This window comes from Acidaminococcus hominis, assembly GCF_022484025.1.
In the GTDB taxonomy this organism is placed as follows: domain Bacteria; phylum Bacillota; class Negativicutes; order Acidaminococcales; family Acidaminococcaceae; genus Acidaminococcus; species Acidaminococcus hominis.
Genome location: NZ_JAKVMG010000001.1, coordinates 1,642,029 through 1,658,700 on the forward strand (window position 1 = coordinate 1,642,029; position 16,672 = coordinate 1,658,700).

Consider the following 16,672-nt stretch of genomic DNA (forward strand, 5'->3'; position numbering starts at 1 on the left):
CTCCTTTAGGACCGGACATTGCTTACCAGCTCCTGCTGGGAAGCCACGAACAGTTGAATCTGGTGGGGCTGGGGCATTTGCTTCAGCTGGTTTTCCACCGTTTCATAGGCGATATGGGGGGTATTGTTTTTTTCACTGAGATGGGCCAGGAATACTTCCTTGGGCAGCACCGGCAGTTCCGTAAGAAATTGGCCCGCGGTCACATTGGACAAATGGCCGTATTGGCCGGCAATGCGCCGTTGGAGCTGGGGCGGATAGGGTCCGTTGCGCAGCATGGTTTCATCATGGTTGGCTTCCAGGATGAGGACTTCTGCGCCTTCCACAGCATTTCTCACCGTTGGGGTAATGGTGCCGCAGTCCGTCAGGTAGGTACACTTTTCGTCCCCGTAGAACAGCTGGTACCCCACCGGATCCGCCGCATCATGGGAAATCTTAAAGGGTTCGATCCGGAGCCGGCCCAGGGTGCAGGACCGGGGTACCGCCCGCACCTGTTCCCGGGTAAGCAGCCGGCGCACCGGCAGCTGGGACCAGGTCTTTTCATTGGCGAAAATGGGTACGGTTCCGTAATGCCGGCCAAACACATCCAGTCCGGCCACGTGGTCCTTGTGCTCATGGGTCAGGAAAATCCCGCTCAGGTCTTCCGGCTCCAGGCCGCATTTCTTCAGGCCCTGGACAATCCGCCGGCAGGAAATCCCTGCATCAATAAGCACCGCCGTGTCCCCCACCCGGATCAGGGTGGAATTGCCCCGGCTGCCGCTGGCCAAAATATCAACTTCAAAGTCTGTCTGCATCGTTTCTAACACCTTTACCAATACAAAATTACCGTTTTTTCTAGGAAACAGCCCTCATAACGTTACTGTATATTATAACAAATCCAAAGGGCAAAATGTAAAAAAACACCGAACTCTTACAGCTCGGTGTTTTTACAGCTAGGATTATGCTTTCCGCTGGCATTTAGGGCAAACGCCATAGAAATAAAATTGGTGTCCGTTTACGTCAAAACCGGTTTGCTTGGAAACCATGTCTTCAATCTGTTTGGCCTCGATATGGGGCACATCAAAGACTTTTCCGCATTTGGTGCATCTGATATGCGGATGTTCCATTACATTGGCATCATACCGGTAACTTTCTTCCCCCGTATTCAGTACCTGGACTATACCCAGTTTGCTGAAAATCTCCACAGACTTATACACGGTTGCAAAACTCATCGTAGTGTATTTGTCTTTCACCTTGTCATAAATCATTTCTGCGGTGGGGTGTTCTTTTGTATGAGCCAGCATCTCATAAACGGCCAAACGCTGAGGCGTTACCTTGCAGCCATTGTCCCGGAGCACTTTTGCCAACTCATTGGAGCTTAACATTCTCGCCACCTCCCTTCCTACCCACAAGTGAATGCGGCTGATATCTTATTTAATAACTGTAATTAATATATATTATTTTTTGTTCTTTGTCAATTTACTTTCCTAACTTGTTATTTAAAGAAAATGATAAAGTTTAGATTGTTAAATTTGTAGCTTTTTGGATTGTTTAATGTTATTTTTTAGTTAACACTTAGTTTCACCCTGAAAAAAATAAAGCCTTCTGACAGGCAGTGCAAATGCATCCATTTCTCAGGAAAGCATCCTGCTGCGGCAGAGAGCCAAGGGCTGCAAAAATACATAAATATTTTGGCTCATCACGGAAAATTGGGGGATACGAAATCTAAGACAGAATTTAAAAACTGAAAAAAGGTATTGAAAAAGAGCACGGGATGCTCCATTCTAAGTAATAGCGACAAAACTACGAAAGGAATGATCCACGTGCTCTCAACCTCAAGTATAGCAAATTTATGCAAAAACATACAGGAAAATATTCCTACGAGTATTGCTTCTCTTTTTGAAGAGATCATAGATGTAAATAGTACCCGGCCTACAGCCGACGTTGTATGCCCTTGCTGCGGCGGTAAGGTCCATGTCCATGACAACCCTGTAACTACACTTAAAGACATGCCCTGGATACCCGGAAAGCCACGGATTCTTCGTGTGAGATTCCACCGCTACCGGTGCCAAAAATGCGGGCATACCTTCAATGAAAACATAACCTTTAAGTATCCTGGAACCAGAGTCACTTCTCGTGCCGCTTTATGGATCAAGATTTTGCTTATGCATCAAATGACGATTAAAGCAGTCAGCGATTTGACCGGTATCCATTGGGGAACAGTTTCTAAAATCCATAAGGAAATTATGGACGAGGCTCTCAAAACGCGAAGCGAGGAACTTCGCAAAAGTGGCTACCGTCCTAAGCATCTTGCCGTTGATGAGTTTGCAATGCACAAAGGCCATACTTACGCAACCTGTGTTATGGACCTTGATATGGGAGACATCCTCTGGGTTGGTGCGGGACGCTCTATAGCTGCCTTTACAAAGTTTTTTGAAGAGACAGACCTGGAGTATTTGTCTGAAGTAGAAGCTGTCGCAATGGACATGAACGCATCGTTCAACACCCTGGTAGAAAAGTATCTGCCTCATGCGGCAATAGTACACGACCGCTACCATATGCAAGCCCAGTATGGACGAGATGTGCTGGGAGCCGTAAGGCTGGAGGAAGCAAGACAGCACAAAGAGAAAGCCGATAACCTAAAGCTTGGGATTACAGAGAATATTGCTGAAGAGCAGGCAACAAAAGCAGAGGATTCAATTAAAGAGGAGAATCGGCTTTACAAGGAAGTAAAACAAGCTCGCTGGACGCTGCTTTGCAAGGAAGAAACACTAAGCGATAAAAAGGCAGAAAATCTCAAGGAAATCCTTAAAAAACATGAAAATTTGACAGTTTGCCATACAATGAAAGAGGAACTAAGTGATCTATTCGAGCTTAGAAACCCCGATTTAGCTGCCGTAGAATGGGAAAAATGGTTTAAAGGAGCCGAGGAGGGCAACATACCGCAGCTGCAAAAGTTTGCCCGCTTAAAGCGAAAACGCAAAGAGGGTTTGATTGCTCACTCAGCCCATCCGATTACCACAGGAAAGCTTGAAGGCTTCAATAACAAGATTAAGGTTGCAAAACGAATAGGGTATGGATACAAAAATGATGAATATTTTTTCACTCTGATTCGATATTCAGCATTACCATCTATACGAAACGGCACTGTCTAGAGATTGCGACAGTGGGATGTTGCTAGACATAAAAGAAGGATGGCAGAAATCTGCCATCCCACAATAAAACGTGAAGAGCCAATATTTTACCATTATTATTTGGATTTTTCCATAAAAACTAACAATTTTTTTTAGGAATTTTTACACTTTTGGTTTTCTCCTTCCCGCGCAGTAGTCGTGCTATAATACATAGAGACCTTTTGGCCTGTTTGCAAGGAGGAAATGCCATGAAAAAATCTATGCTGCTCTTCACACTGGTACTTCTGGGCCTTTGGAGCCTGGGCGGTGCCGTGCTGGCCTCCAGCCCCGTGCCGGAATACGGTCCCGGCTACGGGTGGTATTGCCAGGGCGGCGGTCCTGGTTACGGCTATGGCTGCGGCCAGGGGCGCGGCAAGGGCTATGGCAGCGCCAGGGAAAGGCTGCCCCAGAGTGCTCCCCCAAATGGGAACTGCCAGGGCGGTACCTGCTGGGTCGGCCAATAACAAAAAATTCGGGTGTGCTCAGCACATCCGAATTTTTTATTTCCTGTATTCAATCTTGAATGGTTACCGGCATACCCACATAGGCTACCTGGCGCAGCTCTTCCAGCTGGTCGTTCTGCAGCCGGACGCAGCCCTCCGAGGCATTGGTGCCGATGGAAGCTGGATCATGGGTGCCGTGGATGCCGATGCCGTCCCAATTGCCCCCGCTGAGGTTTCTGGTATCCAGGCTGATAAACCAGGGCCCGTAAGCTCCGGCAATGGAACCGTTGCCATCTCCAAAGTCATGGGTCCAGCTGGAAGCATCATCAATTTCGTCCACCAGAAAAGTGCCCGTTGGGGTCATGTTGTCCCCGCTGACCTGTTTCTGGCCCAGGCCGCCCTTGCCTACGGCGCAGCCCCAGGCCCGGACCACCATTTGGCCGTCCATAAGATAGAATTTATGGTCACTTTTATCAATCAGCACCCGATATTTAGTTCCTTTTTGCAAGGGAGCCGTCAGCAGATTGGTTCCTTGGGAACCTTCTCCCAGGCCCGGGCCTCCCTGCTGGGTGCCGATTTCCCCGGTTCCGGAGCTGCTGGCTGCGGGCTGGGCAGGCGTCTTTTCCTGGGCAGCCGTTTGGGCTGAAGCAGCCGTTTGGGCCGGTGCCTTTATGGAAGGACTGGGTCCCAGTCCTCCCTTGTAGCCAAAAGCAAAGCAGCCGGCCAGTACCAGCACCAGGCAAAGGACTGCCAGTACCCCTGCCGCCAAGCCTTTATGGGAATGCCCCCCTGGGCGAGAATTCGTAGTCATATGGTCCATCCTTCTTTCCTAATGTCTTTTATCATACCATTCTGCTATTTTTCTAGCAAGCGATGGTCCAGGGCCCAGGGTAGATTTTGCGTTTTTTTCACTTTTTGGACTGCGGTAGGGCGAGCAGTCCTCCCCTTCAGGGATTTTGCTTCAGGTATTCGCTCCAGCTTAGATTGGTTTTCCCCGCCTTTTTCTCCACGGTATATTGGTAGAACTGGCGTACCCGGTAGATTTTCCGGGCATTAGCGCTTTCCATCCAGCCAGTGGCCTTTAGGTTGAGCAGATCCAAGCCCCCCAGCTTGGCCTGCCGGTCCGTAATGGTTTCCAGGCTGTCCTGGGGTGCATTCCGCCAAATGTCCCAGATGGCCAGAAAGGCCGTAGTCCGGCCCACCCCGGCCTGACAGTGGAAATGGAGCCAGGCCTCGGGAGGCAGGGTATCCGCCCACTGCAGGAAGACATCCACCTGCTGGGCCTCGGGCCAGAGATGGTCCGTGCAGGGGAACCGCTTATAGCCCACCCCAAAGACGGCGGCCAGCTGCTCCTCAGTAGGTGCCAGCAGCACCTGTACGGAAACCGGATCCTTGGGGAGCTTTTTCTTGCTCAGGGAATAATAGGTTTCTTCCCTGCCGCTTAGCTGGGAAAGCTGTCGGTTCTCCGCTGCCGTAACCGCTGCGGGGGCAAGACCCACGTTGCCCCAGTTGTTCTTCCCGTACCAGCTGACCGCAGCCCCATTAAAATAGCCGTGGGATTCCTGGCGCAGGTCCACATCCACCACCTGTCCGGGCTCCACTCCCCGGGCTTTCAGGTCGTTTACCACGGCCGCCAGGTTCAGGGCCGAGGGCTGGCCGCTGCCGCTGGCCCGCAGGGGCTGGTCCACCCGGTAGTTCCGGGGCAGTTTCAGGGTATTGGGGGCATCCAGCCGCCACACAAAGCCCGGCTCCCGTTCCACCTTGACCTGCAAAGCCGGGGCCGCCGCCCAGGCACCTCCCATAAACAATTGGCTGACCACCAGCCACAGGGCAGCACGTTTCTTCCACTGCATCCCATCATCTTCTTTCCTAATATAGTCCTTTAGCGGAGCTCTGCAGCTTGCCGTACAAATGGCACACAGACTCCGGCACTGCTATTTTTCCGGCAGCCAGCCAAATTTCCGGCAGGCATTGAGGATTCCGCCCTTATCATTGTCCTGGGTCACATAATCCGCCCGTTCTTTCAGGACCGGCCGGGCGTTGCCCATGGCAATGGCGAAAAAGGGTTTCCGGAACATGGTCAGGTCATTGAGCCCGTCCCCAAACACCACGGCGTCAGAAGGATCGGCGTGAAGCAGGTGCATGAGCTTTTCAATGCCCCTACCCTTGTCCACCGGCTCCACCAGATACGTATGGTCAATATAGGGCAGGTGGGGCAGGCCCTGCTGAAAGGCAGGTTCTGTACCTTCCGCTTCCCGGGCATAGGTAATCTTGAAAATCGGGTCCAGGGCTTCAATGTCCACCGGACCTACGTGGGTGGTCATGTAGTTTCTAGGGTCTTCCCGGGGGTAATCCTGGTAGGGCGTATACCGGTCCAGGGTGTTATCCACCACCACCGCCCAGGGCTGCTGCCGTCTGGTCAGGTCCCGGAGCAGGGCCCGGGCAGGTTCCAAGGGGAGCCCTTCCATGGACAGGATTTTTCCGTCCACCGTAAGGCTGCTGCCCCCGTCCGCCACCATAGAAGAAATTCCGTGTTTCTGGGCAAAGGCTGCCGCATCACACTGGATTCGGCCTGTGGCCAGGGCTACAAAGTGCCCGGCGGCCTGGAGGGCATCCAGGCAATACTGGGTATCCGGAGGTACCTGCTGGGAAATCCCCAGGCCCAGGGTCTGGTCAATATCAAAGAAAAAATATTTTTTATGCATAAGTCATCCTTTTCCTTAGCCGGCGAGCCGGCTGATTTTTCCTTATTATACCACGGGGATTTGTGCTTTTTGGAGAACAAGTGTAAAATAGAGCCATTGACCCCACAGGTTCGGGCTGACGCTCTGCGCCGGCCTAACAATAGAGAAGGAGTGATTCATATGCTGAAATTTCTGCGCAGCTGGCATACCCGCCTTACCGCAAAGGACCCTGATGCCAAGGGCCGTTCCGTCCACGGCCTGCTGGCCTTTGTCCTCTTGGCTGTGCTGTGCTTATGCCTCTTTTTTGCCCATTCCATCTACCAAAAGAGAGAAGCCGAAAAAGCCGAACTGGAACGTTCCCTGCGCCTGCAGCAGGCAGAACAGCAGCAGCGCCTGGAAGAAGCCAAACGGGCAGCCCAGCAGCCCCGGACCCCGTCCCTGCCAGTTCCTTCCCAACCCGGTAACGCAGGAACCCAGCCCCAGCCAAATGTCCGCCCGCAGAATCCGCCTCAAGGCCAAACTGGCGGCGTGCCCCTGGAGCCCAAGGTAAAGGCCCAGACTCCTACCATGATTCAGCCAGGAAAAGGCGTCCGTTAAGGACAATTCATATTTATCTTGATAAAAACAAGAAAAAACAACCCCTTTTTGCTTGAAACTTGTTTCATCCTAGTATAGAATGGTACACAAGTGTTTCATATTGCAGAAAGGGGTTGTACTACTTTGTCCGAACAAAATCCTTTAGATTCTTTCGGTTCCCGCCTTGGCTTTATCCTGGTTTCTGCCGGCTGCGCCATTGGCATTGGGAACGTCTGGAAGTTTCCTTACCTTTGCGGCCAATTCGGGGGCGCCGCCTTTATCCTGATCTATTTAATCTTTCTTCTGATTATGGGCATCCCCGTCATGGTCTGCGAATTCGCCATTGGCCGGGGCAGCCGCCGCAGCGCTGCCAAAAGCTTTGAGGTGCTGGAACCGCCGGGCACCCGCTGGCACCGGCTGAAAGGCATCAGCATTGCCGGCTGCTACCTGCTGATGATGTACTACACCACCGTTACCGGCTGGATGCTGTACTACTGCTGGCTCCACATCAAGGGCACCTTTGTAGGCGCTTCACCGGAGTTTATCAAGGCTTCCTTTGGCACCATGCTGTCCAGCCCCAGCATCCTGGTAGGCTGGATGGTGATTACCTGTCTGCTGGGCTTTGCGGTCTGCTATTTGGGCATCCAAAACGGGGTGGAACGGATCAGCAAGTGGATGATGTCCGCCCTGCTGCTGCTGATGATTGTCCTGGCCGCCCACTCCCTGTTCCTGGACGGGGCAGAAAAGGGCATCGCCTTCTACCTGATTCCCAATTGGGACTCGGTAAGCCAGCTGGGCTGGGGCAACATGATTTTTGCCGCCATGAGCCAGGCGTTCTTCACCCTGTCCATTGGTATCGGCGCCATGCTGATTTTTGGGGCCTACCTGCCCCACGGCCGCAGCCTGTTTGGGGAAGCCACCACCATTACAGCCCTGGACACCTTTGTGGCCCTGATGGCCGGCTTCATCATCATCCCGGCCTGCTTTGCCTACGGCATTGAGCCGGACGCCGGTCCGTCCCTGATTTTCCTGACCATTCCCAACCTGTTTGTACAAATGCCCGGCGGCCGCTTCTGGGGCATGATGTTCTTCATCTTCCTGTCCTTTGCCGCCCTGTCCACGGTCATTGCCGTATTTGAAAACATCATCGCCTTTGGCATGAACCTGTACGGCTGGGACCGGAAAAAGAGCGTGCTGATTAACGCCGTCTGCGTGATTCTCCTCAGTGTTCCCTGCGCCCTGGGCTACAACCTGTGGGCCGGCTTCCAGCCTCTGGGCCCGGGCACCGCCGTGCTGGATCTGGAAGACTTTATCGTTTCCAACAACCTGCTGCCCCTGGGCAGCCTGGCCTTTGTGCTGTTCTGCACCCGGGAAAACGGCTGGGGCTGGAAGCACTTCCTGGCGGAGGCCAACGACGGGGAAGGCCGGAACATTCCCACCTCCCTGCACAGCTACCTGCAATACGTACTGCCGCTGATCATCATCTCCATCTACCTGAAGGGCTATTACGATATGTTCGCCAGCCAGGGTACGGAAGTGCTGGTCAAATGGTTCTGCGTGGCCTTCCTGTTCCTGGGCTTCATCTTCTATTGCAGCGCCGGCAAACCTGCGGCTTCCAAAAAAGCTGCCAACGAATAACCTAAAAAAGAAATGCCTATGGATGCTTTCGTCCATAGGCATTTCTTTTTTTGCGTTTAGGCGTCTTCCAGTTTTTTCCGGATGGGAATGGGCCGGCCTGCCTCGTTGATGGAGACATAGGTAAAGACCCCGTCCGCCGCCTTAATGGGCGCCGCGTCTTCCGTTTCCGGCTCCAGATAGGCCACCACCTCCACGTCCAGGGAGCTGCGGCCCACCCGGATGACCCGGCCTTCCAGCTGCAGCACCGTGCCGTAGTGGATGGGCACGTAGAAATTGATGCTTTTCACTGCTGCCGTGGTCACCCGGGTCCAGGTAAAGCGATGGGCCGTAATCCCCGTCACTTCGTCCATCCAGCCCATCAGGGTGCCCCCAAACAGATTTCCCGCGGAGTTGGCCATATTCAGCATCACCGAACGGGTCATGGTGCAGGTGGCAGTCATGCCAGGGCCCTGCTTTCCTCCATGAGTTTCACAAAAGCAGCGGCCACAGCCTTGTAGCCTTCTGCGTTGGGATGGAGCCCGTCCAGCAGCAGTTCCTTGCCGCTTTCTGCAGCGGCCTTGGTCAGCACTTCCTGAAAGTCCAGCACCGGAAGGTTCCGGCGGGCAGCTTCTTCGTCCAGCCAGGCCCGGTAGGTTTTCAGGGCCTCATTGTGCTTGTCCACTTCACTGGGCACCTGCCAGCCGGCTTCGGCACTTTTCAGGGTAGTCAGCGGCGGCTTGCCCAGCACAATCACCTTCAGCCCGGCTTCCTGGGCCTTATCCAGGGTCACCTGGATATTTTCTTCGATGGAGCTCATGGGTTCATCCAGCATGATATCCCGCATGCCGCACAGGATAAAGACCCCGTCGGCATTTTCGTTCAGCACATCATAGGGGAACATCCCCCGCATCACCAGGGTCAGTTTGCCGCCGGCAGCGTTGTTCACCACTTCCAGGCCCAGCTTTTTGCCGGCAATGTCCGGCCAGGTTTCTGTTAACGTTACGTTGGGGCAGCTTACCAAGCTGTCACCGATAAAAGCCATTTTCATAGTCATTCTCCTTATTTTAGGTGCGGGCGCTGAAATCCTTGCCCGCCTTCAGCTGCTGCAGTGCGTTGATGGCCAGCTGGCTCATCAGCCGGGAACCGACCACCAGGGCCTGTTCATCCGGGCAGAATTTGGCGTTGTGCAGACCGTGGACGGGCTGGTCTTTGATGCCGCAGCCCAGCCACAGGAAGGCGCCGGGCACCTTCTGCAGGTAGAAGCCAAAGTCTTCGGCGGTAAGGTCCGGGGAAATACCGGGCACCAGGGCCTCGTCCCCCAGCACCTGGCGCACCGTTTCTGCTGCCAGCTGGGCCGGTACCGGCCAATTGTCCAGTACCGGGTAGCCATAGAAATATTGGAAATCGTAGTCGATGCCGGCACTGAGCTTCAGCCCTTCCAGAATGCCCTTGATGAATTCCGGAATCTTTTTCCGGTTGTCTTCATCCAGGGTCCGAATGGTGCCTTCCAGGGTCACTTCCCCGGGTACCACATTGTACCGGGAACCACCCTGGATGGTGCCGAAATTGATGGTGGCCGTAGCCAGGGGGCTGATCCGCCGGCTGACAATATGGCTCACCTGCTGCAGGAAGTCGGCAGCCGCCATAATGGCATCCACCCCTTCCTGGGGATGTCCGGCATGGGACGTTTTCCCTTTGATAATCACCTTGATCCGGTCGGAGCCGGCCATTAAGGCTCCGGCCTTAACCCCTACCTGGCCACAAAGGAAAGTGGGCCACATATGGAGGCCAAAAACCCCCTGGACCCCGTCCAAAAAACCGTCCTGCATCATGTACCGGGCACCGCCGGTAGGGGACATTTCTTCCGAGGGCTGGAACAGCACCCGGACGCTGCCTGCCAGTTCGTCTTTCCGGCGCAGCAGGCGCAGGATGGTCTCCAGTAAGGTGGTAATATGCATATCATGGCCGCAGGCGTGCATGACACCAGGGTTTTGGGAAGCGTAGGGCAGGCCCGTAGCTTCCGTTACGGACAAGGCATCCATATCCGCCCGCAGGGCAACCATAGGGCCGGGCTGCGCCCCTTGCAGGGTGGCAGCCACCCCGTAGTGGCCCTTGCCCCGGACCGGGTTAAGGCCCAGCTCCGTCAATATATCAAAAACCTTTTGGGACGTTTGTGCTTCCTTGGTGCTGACTTCCGGGTGTTCATGGAACCAGCGGCGCCAGGCCACACATTGGGCCTGCAATTCTTCTTCAGTCATTTTCTGTACATCCATAGATTTCCCCTCCAACCTTGATGTTCCAGGCAGCTTCCCCACTCCAGAGGAAATTTCCTGGTAAGGCTATTCTAACACGGAAACAGGGTTTGGGAAATGCTTTCCCCCGGGTCCCTTCCCGGCAAAGAAAAAGCCCCCGTCCCAAGGGACGGAGGCTCAGTACTACAGGATTCAGGCGTAATCGGCACCTTCCCAGAGGACAATCTTTCCAGTTTTCAGGGACTCCGGAACGTTGATGATCCGTTGGTTCCGGCTGCCCTTAAAGCGCAGGTTCAAATCCTTCTCGGCGTCCACAAATTCGCCATCTACCAGGATATCCAGGTATCCCAGCATTTCCCGGGTAATTTCCGGGTCCCCCACCTTGCCGGCCAGCAGCTCCGTTTCGTACAGATAACCGCTGTAGCACCAGATGGTCTTTTCCGGAAACCGTTCCCGGATGTGACGCAGGAGGCCTACCAAAACTGCCTGGTTGGCGGGTTCAAAGGGTTCCCCACCCAGCAGGGAAAAGCCCCTGATGTAGCCAGGTTCCAGGTCTTCCATAATTTCTTTCACGGCTTCGGACCCAAAGGGTTTGCCGTATTGGAAGTCCCAAGCCTCCTGGTTAAAGCAGTTCTTGCAGTGATGGGTGCAGCCGCTGACGTACAGGGATACCCGGACGCCGGGGCCGTTGGCCACGTCACATTTTTTTATGACAGCGTAATTCACGAACAAAAGCCTCCTTACAGGTGTAATACTCTGGATTTGATTTCTTTGGTCTTGCCTACATTCCAGAAGTTTTCACCCAGGTAGCCGCAGGTCCGGCGGGTTACGTTCATCTTGGACTGGTCTTTGTTATGGCATTGCGGGCATTCCCATTCCAGGTTGTCATTGATCATAATCTCGCCATCAAAGCCGCAAACCTGGCAGTAGTCGGATTTGGTGTTGAATTCCGCATACTGGATATTATCGTAAATGAACCGGACCACATCTTCAATGGCCGTGGGGTTCTTCTTCATGTTGGGCACTTCTACGTAGGAAATGCAGCCGCCGGAAGAAATGGGCTGGAACTGGCTTTCAAATTTAAATTTGGAGAAAGCGTCGATGGGTTCCCGCACATCCACATGGTAGGAGTTGGTGTAGTAGCCCTTATCGGTAATATCAGGGATGGTACCAAAGCGTTCCTTGTCGATCCGAGCAAAACGGTAGCACAGGGATTCTGCCGGGGTGCCGTACAGGGCAAAGCCCAGGCCGGTCTGTTCCTTCCATTCGTCGCAGGCCTTGCGCAGGCGCTTCATCACCCGCATAGCAAATTCTTCCCCTTCCGGGGTGGTTTGGCTGACGCCCTTCATGGCCTTGGTGCATTCGTACAGGCCAATGTAGCCCAGGCTCAGGGTGGAGTAGCCGCCTTCCAGCAGCTTGTCGATGGTTTCGCCCTTCTTCAGCCGGGCAATGGCACCGTTCTGCCAATGGATGGGGCTGACATCGCTGCGAATGCCTTTCAGGGCGTTGTGGCGCACCATCAGGGCTTCGTAGCACAGCTGCAGCCGTTCGTCCAGCAGCTTCCAGAATTTATCTTCATCGCCTTTGGCAATAATGCCAATTTGGGGCAGGTTCAGGGAAACTACGCCCTGGTTGAAGCGGCCTTCGAATTTATAGTTGCCCTTTTCATCCTTCCAGGGAGACAGGAAGGAACGGCAGCCCATGGGAGAGAATACATTCCCCTGGTAGATTTCCTTCATCTTCTTGGCAGAAATGTAGTCCGGGTACATCCGTTTGATGGAGCAGCGTACGGCCAGCTCGGTTAGATAGTCGTACTTGCCGCCCTTCAGGCAGTTGTTTTCGTCCAGCACATACACCAGTTTGGGGAACGCCGGGGTCACATACACACCCACTTCGTTCTTGATGCCCTGGAGCCGCTGCTTCAGGATTTCTTCGATGATTTGGGCATTTTCCTCAATGTATTCGTCCTGGGGATCCAGGTGCATGAACAGCGTTACAAAGGGGGATTGGCCGTTGGTGGTCATCAAGGTGTTGATCTGGTATTGGATGGTCTGGACGCCGCTGGCCAGTTCATCCTTCATCCGGCTGTCCAGCACAGCTTCCATATCCTCTTTGGACATTTGGCCATGGGTGGTTTCCAGCAGGCGTTTCTTGAATTTTTCCCGGCTCCGGCGCAGGTACTTGCCCAAATGGGATACATCCACGGACTGGCCGCCGTATTGGGCGGAAGCCACGGAAGCAATAATCTGGGTCATTACGGTGCAGGCTACCTGGAAGCTCTTGGGGCTTTCAATCAGCTTGCCGTGCATAACCGTGCCGTTGTCCAGCATGTCGCCCAGGTTTACCAGGCAGCAGTTGAACATGGGCTGGATGAAATAATCGGCATCATGGAAGTGGATGACACCGTCATCGTGGGCCCGGGAAATTTTTTCCGGCAGCACCACCCGGCGGGTCAGGTCCCGGGAAACTTCCCCGGCAATCAAGTCACGCTGGGTGGAAACCATTACCGCGTTCTTGTTGGAGTTTTCTTCCATAACGTCCTTATTCTTGTTGCTGATCAAAGACAGGATGGAGTCGTCAGTGGTATTGGCCTTGCGGACCAGTGCCCGGTTGTACCGGTAAATGATGTAGGCCTTGGCCAGGGCATAACGGCCCCGGGTCATGATCTGTTTTTCCACCATATCCTGGATATCTTCCACCAGCAGTCTGGTTTTTTGCTTGTGCTCCACGAAAGAAGCGATCTCTTCAATATCTTCCAGCGGAAGCTGCTCTTTTTCCTCTACGGCCTTGTTGGCCTTTTGAATGGCTGTTACGATTTTGCTGCGGTCAAAAGTTACCGTAGAACCGTCGCGCTTGATTACTTTTTTAGCCATACCCGATCCCTCTCTCCTGAATTTTTTCTACGCAATATATTGTCATTCTTTTATATACAGTTATTGTTGACTGCCCTAATATCATACAATATCTCGGACCATTTCGCAACTACATATTGTGTAAACATCAACGTAAATACACCCAAAACACAACAGGCTGTGTGTTCTCGCAAAGCGGACAAAGGTTACGCTTTTGCCTTTTTCCGTTTCAATCTGTCTTTTTATCTATTTTTTCAGAGGCCAAAAAAGGCGGAGGAATGAGCCCTCCGCCTAATTGATAATATTTATTGTTTACACTTCATTATTGTTTTCTGCGTACAATCTGGTCCGAAATTCTTCCTGAATTTTTTGTAACTCTTCCGGCTGCTGAACCAATTCCAAAATGGTATCTGCCAAAATTTTGGCCCCAAAAACAATGGCCTTGTGAGCCGCCTCCGACTTGCCGGCCTGGATAAAAGCTTCCGAATGGGATACCGTTCCTGGGGGAACAAAGGCTACCCGGATGCAGGAGCCGGGGACCCGGTGCATTACATTGGCAAAGTCCGTGGACCCGGTCCGCTCCCGGGGCGGCTGGCAGTTGGGAGCCTTCAGTTCCCGGGCATGGCGCATGAGGATATCGTTTAGGGTCAGGTTGGGAATCTTGTTGTCCAGCAGTTTGCCCAGCTGGTATTCCACCTGGGTTTCCGTCATCAGGGCGGCCCCCTGGTAGATTTTCTCCAGCCGCTGCATCAGCCCCTTTACTTCCCCCACTGTATTGCCCCGGACCATGACCTGGGCCTGGGTAAAGCTGGGGACCACATTGGCAGCGGTGCCGCCGGCGTCCAAAATATTGTAGTGAATCCGCACATCGTCGGGCACGTGCTCCCGCAGGCACTCAATGCCGTGGAAAGCCAGCAGCATGGCGTCCAGGGAACTCCGGCCGTCTTCGGGCTTCAGGGCCGCATGGGCCGCCTTTCCATGGTAGGTCAGGGTGTATTCCCCATTGGCCAAGCATTTGATATCCGTCTGGGTGGCGGGACCCCCGTGCATCATGAGAGCCACATCCAGTTCCTCAAAGGTCACCCCGTTTTCAATCATAATGTATTTGCCACTGATATTTTCTTCCCCGGGGGTGCCGTATACCGTCAGGGTAAAGGGTCTATCCCCGGCTGCCTTTTTAATGGCCGCAGCAGCGCCCAAAATGGCCGGTCCCTGCATTTGATGGCCGCAGCCATGTCCCATACCGGCCAGGGCATCATATTCGCATAGAAGGCCAAAATTGGGGCCCCCTTCTCCGTTTTTCCAAACAGCCTTAAAGGCTGTGGGCAGGGTGGCCAGTCCCCGGGTTACGGTAAAGCCCTGCTGCTCCAGATAATCCGTCAGCAGCCCGCTGGCATACACCTCGTTGGGCCCCACCTCCGGGTGATCATAAATGGCATCGGAGAGCTGCCACAATTGGGGCGCCAATTCATCAATCCAGGCATTGGCCTGGGCAATTTTCTGTTCCAGCATGTTGTCTCCTTCTTTCTTGGCAAAGTTTTACATCGGTCCCAGCTGGATAAATTGGGCAATGGCCGCCAGGATGCAGCCCACCACTAGCCAGATGAGAAACAGTTTCCACATAAACCGCATCCACCGGTCGTAGGGGATGTTGGTCACGGACAGGGAACCCATAAGTGCTGTAGAGGTGGGCAGAATGTAGTTGCAGAACCCATCCCCAAAGTTGAAGGCCAGCACCATGGTCTGCCGGGTAACCCCCAGTACATCGGAAAGGGGCGTCAGGATGGGCATAACTGCCACAGCCTGGCCGCTGCCGCTGGTCAGGAAAACGTTGATGATGGTATTGGCCACCACCATGCCGGGAGCAATCACCACCGCCGGCAGCCCTTCCAAAATCTGGGACAGGGCATGAACAATGGTGTAGGTGATTTTCCCGTCGTTCATAATGGCGCTGATGGTGGAAGCCATGCCAATGATGTAGGCAGCTCCCAGCATCTTTTTGCTGCCCTCAATAATGTCCTTGCACACTTCGTTGGCACTGGCTCCGTACAATAGATCCGCCGCTACCGCATAAACCAGGAACATGGCGGACATCTGGTCCATACTCCATTTCCAAACAATGGTTCCATAAATGATGACGGCAAAAATCACAATCAAAAGAATTAAGGGAATCAGTTTTTTCCGAGTCAAGTGGCTGGCTTCTTCCAAATCCAGCGTGCCTTCCCGCTGGAGGGTTTCCTGGTCCAGGTCGTACATGGGGCTCAGCTCCGGTTTGGCCTTCACCTTATTGGCATAACGAATCAAATAGATGTTGGTCACAATGTAATACACCACAAAACAGAAAGACCGGTAGCCCAAGCCGGAATAAGGCGGCAGCTCCGCAATATTCTGGGCTACCAGGGTGGTGGAAACGTTCAGGGTCCCCGTAGAGAACCCTACCGCCCCGCCCAGCAGCATGATGGAAGCCCCAGAAATGGAATCCAGGCCCATGGCCATGCTCAGCATCACCATCACTGGTGCAAAGGGAATAAAGGTATTCACGGCCTGGGTGGTGCAGATTAACCCAAATAGCAGGGTCAGGGCCGGGATAAAGATGTACAGCCGGTCCGAAAACTTCCGGGCGCCAATGGCCAGAAGGGCCTGGAGCGAGCCGGTTTTCGTCACCACATGGAAGGCGGCCCCGGAGAAGAAGATGATCATCATCAGTTCCGCTCTTTGTTCGCAGGCCTTAATGATGTACAGAGGGATTTTCAGAGGATTCACCCCGCTGCTCTGCACATAGTGGAAGGTTGCCGGATCCACCATTTTCCGGCCGCTGGCATTTTTCACGAAATCATACATCCCTGCGGGAATGATCCACGTAAGAAGCACCGCCAGCAATATCATCACGAAGATGATCACAAAAGTATGGGGTACTTCCATTTTTTTGACAGGTTTTCCTGCCGCCGCATTTGCTGTCATTTTCCTACTCCCTTTCCGCAGCAGCCGTTGCGGGCTGCTGCCCTTGATAGGTTCATTGTAAGAAAATTCAGCTTGTACGTCCAATTGTTCTATTTAATCTACTGATAGATTTTTTCTATCATTTGTACAAAATACTGG

The 16,672-nt window shown here is 53.5% G+C and carries 16 protein-coding genes; 4 read left to right on the forward strand and 12 right to left on the reverse strand.

The window, feature by feature from the left end; all coding sequences use genetic code 11:
• Positions 1 to 5 precede the first annotated feature (5 nt).
• Positions 6 to 803, reverse strand: a complete 798-nt coding sequence (locus tag LKE88_RS07305; protein ID WP_233547539.1) for an MBL fold metallo-hydrolase — start codon at positions 801 to 803, stop codon at positions 6 to 8.
• Positions 804 to 935: 132 nt separating this feature from the next.
• Positions 936 to 1,361 (reverse strand): transcriptional regulator PerR, encoded by a 426-nt coding sequence (gene perR / locus LKE88_RS07310; protein ID WP_105326277.1) that lies wholly within the window; start codon positions 1,359 to 1,361, stop codon positions 936 to 938.
• A 429-nt stretch (positions 1,362 to 1,790) separates the two neighbouring features.
• On the opposite strand from perR, the gene LKE88_RS07315 reads away from it, so the two are divergent.
• Both LKE88_RS07315 and LKE88_RS07320 read left to right on the forward strand, forming a co-directional pair.
• On the forward strand, positions 1,791 to 3,131 hold the full coding sequence (locus LKE88_RS07315) for an ISL3 family transposase (protein WP_276803910.1): 1,341 nt from the start codon (positions 1,791 to 1,793) through the stop codon (positions 3,129 to 3,131).
• A gap of 227 nt (positions 3,132 to 3,358) precedes the next feature.
• Positions 3,359 to 3,613, forward strand: a complete 255-nt coding sequence (locus LKE88_RS07320) for a hypothetical protein (RefSeq protein WP_105326278.1) — start codon at positions 3,359 to 3,361, stop codon at positions 3,611 to 3,613.
• Positions 3,614 to 3,662: 49 nt separating this feature from the next.
• Here the strand turns inward: LKE88_RS07320 and LKE88_RS07325 are convergent, their stop codons facing one another.
• The 3 genes from LKE88_RS07325 to LKE88_RS07335 form a co-directional block, all read right to left on the reverse strand.
• Positions 3,663 to 4,403, reverse strand: coding sequence for a L,D-transpeptidase (locus tag LKE88_RS07325; RefSeq protein ID WP_105326523.1), 741 nt, complete (start codon positions 4,401 to 4,403; stop codon positions 3,663 to 3,665).
• A 136-nt stretch (positions 4,404 to 4,539) separates the two neighbouring features.
• Entirely contained in the window at positions 4,540 to 5,445 is a 906-nt protein-coding gene (locus LKE88_RS07330) for a phosphatase domain-containing putative toxin (RefSeq protein ID WP_276803206.1), read from the reverse strand.
• Positions 5,446 to 5,526: 81 nt separating this feature from the next.
• Positions 5,527 to 6,297 (reverse strand): HAD family hydrolase, encoded by a 771-nt coding sequence (locus tag LKE88_RS07335; RefSeq protein ID WP_105326280.1) that lies wholly within the window; start codon positions 6,295 to 6,297, stop codon positions 5,527 to 5,529.
• 159 nt (positions 6,298 to 6,456) lie between these two features.
• On the opposite strand from LKE88_RS07335, the gene LKE88_RS07340 reads away from it, so the two are divergent.
• Positions 6,457 to 6,873: a hypothetical protein gene (locus LKE88_RS07340; protein WP_118286734.1), complete on the forward strand. Its 417-nt coding sequence runs from the start codon at positions 6,457 to 6,459 to the stop codon at positions 6,871 to 6,873.
• A gap of 123 nt (positions 6,874 to 6,996) precedes the next feature.
• Entirely contained in the window at positions 6,997 to 8,490 is a 1,494-nt protein-coding gene (locus LKE88_RS07345) for a sodium-dependent transporter (RefSeq protein ID WP_105326282.1), read from the forward strand.
• A 56-nt stretch (positions 8,491 to 8,546) separates the two neighbouring features.
• Here the strand turns inward: LKE88_RS07345 and LKE88_RS07350 are convergent, their stop codons facing one another.
• The 7 genes from LKE88_RS07350 to LKE88_RS07380 all read right to left on the reverse strand — a co-directional run bounded on the left by LKE88_RS07350 (position 8,547) and on the right by LKE88_RS07380 (position 16,534).
• On the reverse strand, positions 8,547 to 8,930 hold the full coding sequence (locus LKE88_RS07350) for an acyl-CoA thioesterase (RefSeq protein WP_105326283.1): 384 nt from the start codon (positions 8,928 to 8,930) through the stop codon (positions 8,547 to 8,549).
• A complete protein-coding gene (locus LKE88_RS07355; protein WP_105326284.1) occupies positions 8,927 to 9,517 on the reverse strand; it encodes a GDSL-type esterase/lipase family protein in 591 nt (196 codons plus the stop codon). Before LKE88_RS07355 ends, LKE88_RS07350 begins: the two co-directional genes overlap by 4 nt.
• A 16-nt stretch (positions 9,518 to 9,533) precedes the next feature.
• Positions 9,534 to 10,742, reverse strand: a complete 1,209-nt coding sequence (locus tag LKE88_RS07360) for a M20 metallopeptidase family protein (RefSeq protein ID WP_118286733.1) — start codon at positions 10,740 to 10,742, stop codon at positions 9,534 to 9,536.
• Between the two features lie 171 nt (positions 10,743 to 10,913).
• Positions 10,914 to 11,447, reverse strand: coding sequence for an anaerobic ribonucleoside-triphosphate reductase activating protein (nrdG, locus tag LKE88_RS07365; protein WP_118286732.1), 534 nt, complete (start codon positions 11,445 to 11,447; stop codon positions 10,914 to 10,916).
• A 14-nt stretch (positions 11,448 to 11,461) separates the two neighbouring features.
• Positions 11,462 to 13,594, reverse strand: coding sequence for an anaerobic ribonucleoside-triphosphate reductase (nrdD, locus tag LKE88_RS07370; protein ID WP_105326287.1), 2,133 nt, complete (start codon positions 13,592 to 13,594; stop codon positions 11,462 to 11,464).
• A gap of 291 nt (positions 13,595 to 13,885) precedes the next feature.
• Positions 13,886 to 15,085 (reverse strand): M20 family metallopeptidase, encoded by a 1,200-nt coding sequence (locus LKE88_RS07375; protein WP_118286731.1) that lies wholly within the window; start codon positions 15,083 to 15,085, stop codon positions 13,886 to 13,888.
• A 27-nt stretch (positions 15,086 to 15,112) separates the two neighbouring features.
• On the reverse strand, positions 15,113 to 16,534 hold the full coding sequence (locus tag LKE88_RS07380) for a YfcC family protein (RefSeq protein WP_118286730.1): 1,422 nt from the start codon (positions 16,532 to 16,534) through the stop codon (positions 15,113 to 15,115).
• Positions 16,535 to 16,672: the final 138 nt, after the last annotated feature.

Excerpts from the sequence above, each read along its gene's own strand:
- perR (WP_105326277.1), bottom strand. The coding sequence starts at position 1,361 with ATGTTAAGCTCCAATGAGTTGGCAAAAGTGCTCCGGGACAATGGCTGC.
- LKE88_RS07315 (WP_276803910.1), top strand. The coding sequence starts at position 1,791 with ATGATCCACGTGCTCTCAACCTCAAGTATAGCAAATTTATGCAAAAAC.
- LKE88_RS07320 (WP_105326278.1), top strand. The coding sequence starts at position 3,359 with ATGAAAAAATCTATGCTGCTCTTCACACTGGTACTTCTGGGCCTTTGG.
- LKE88_RS07325 (WP_105326523.1), bottom strand. The coding sequence starts at position 4,403 with ATGACTACGAATTCTCGCCCAGGGGGGCATTCCCATAAAGGCTTGGCG.
- LKE88_RS07330 (WP_276803206.1), bottom strand. The coding sequence starts at position 5,445 with ATGCAGTGGAAGAAACGTGCTGCCCTGTGGCTGGTGGTCAGCCAATTG.
- LKE88_RS07335 (WP_105326280.1), bottom strand. The coding sequence starts at position 6,297 with ATGCATAAAAAATATTTTTTCTTTGATATTGACCAGACCCTGGGCCTG.
- LKE88_RS07340 (WP_118286734.1), top strand. The coding sequence starts at position 6,457 with ATGCTGAAATTTCTGCGCAGCTGGCATACCCGCCTTACCGCAAAGGAC.
- LKE88_RS07350 (WP_105326283.1), bottom strand. The coding sequence starts at position 8,930 with ATGACTGCCACCTGCACCATGACCCGTTCGGTGATGCTGAATATGGCC.
- LKE88_RS07355 (WP_105326284.1), bottom strand. The coding sequence starts at position 9,517 with ATGAAAATGGCTTTTATCGGTGACAGCTTGGTAAGCTGCCCCAACGTA.
- LKE88_RS07360 (WP_118286733.1), bottom strand. The coding sequence starts at position 10,742 with ATGGATGTACAGAAAATGACTGAAGAAGAATTGCAGGCCCAATGTGTG.
- nrdD (WP_105326287.1), bottom strand. The coding sequence starts at position 13,594 with ATGGCTAAAAAAGTAATCAAGCGCGACGGTTCTACGGTAACTTTTGAC.
- LKE88_RS07375 (WP_118286731.1), bottom strand. The coding sequence starts at position 15,085 with ATGCTGGAACAGAAAATTGCCCAGGCCAATGCCTGGATTGATGAATTG.
- LKE88_RS07380 (WP_118286730.1), bottom strand. The coding sequence starts at position 16,534 with ATGACAGCAAATGCGGCGGCAGGAAAACCTGTCAAAAAAATGGAAGTA.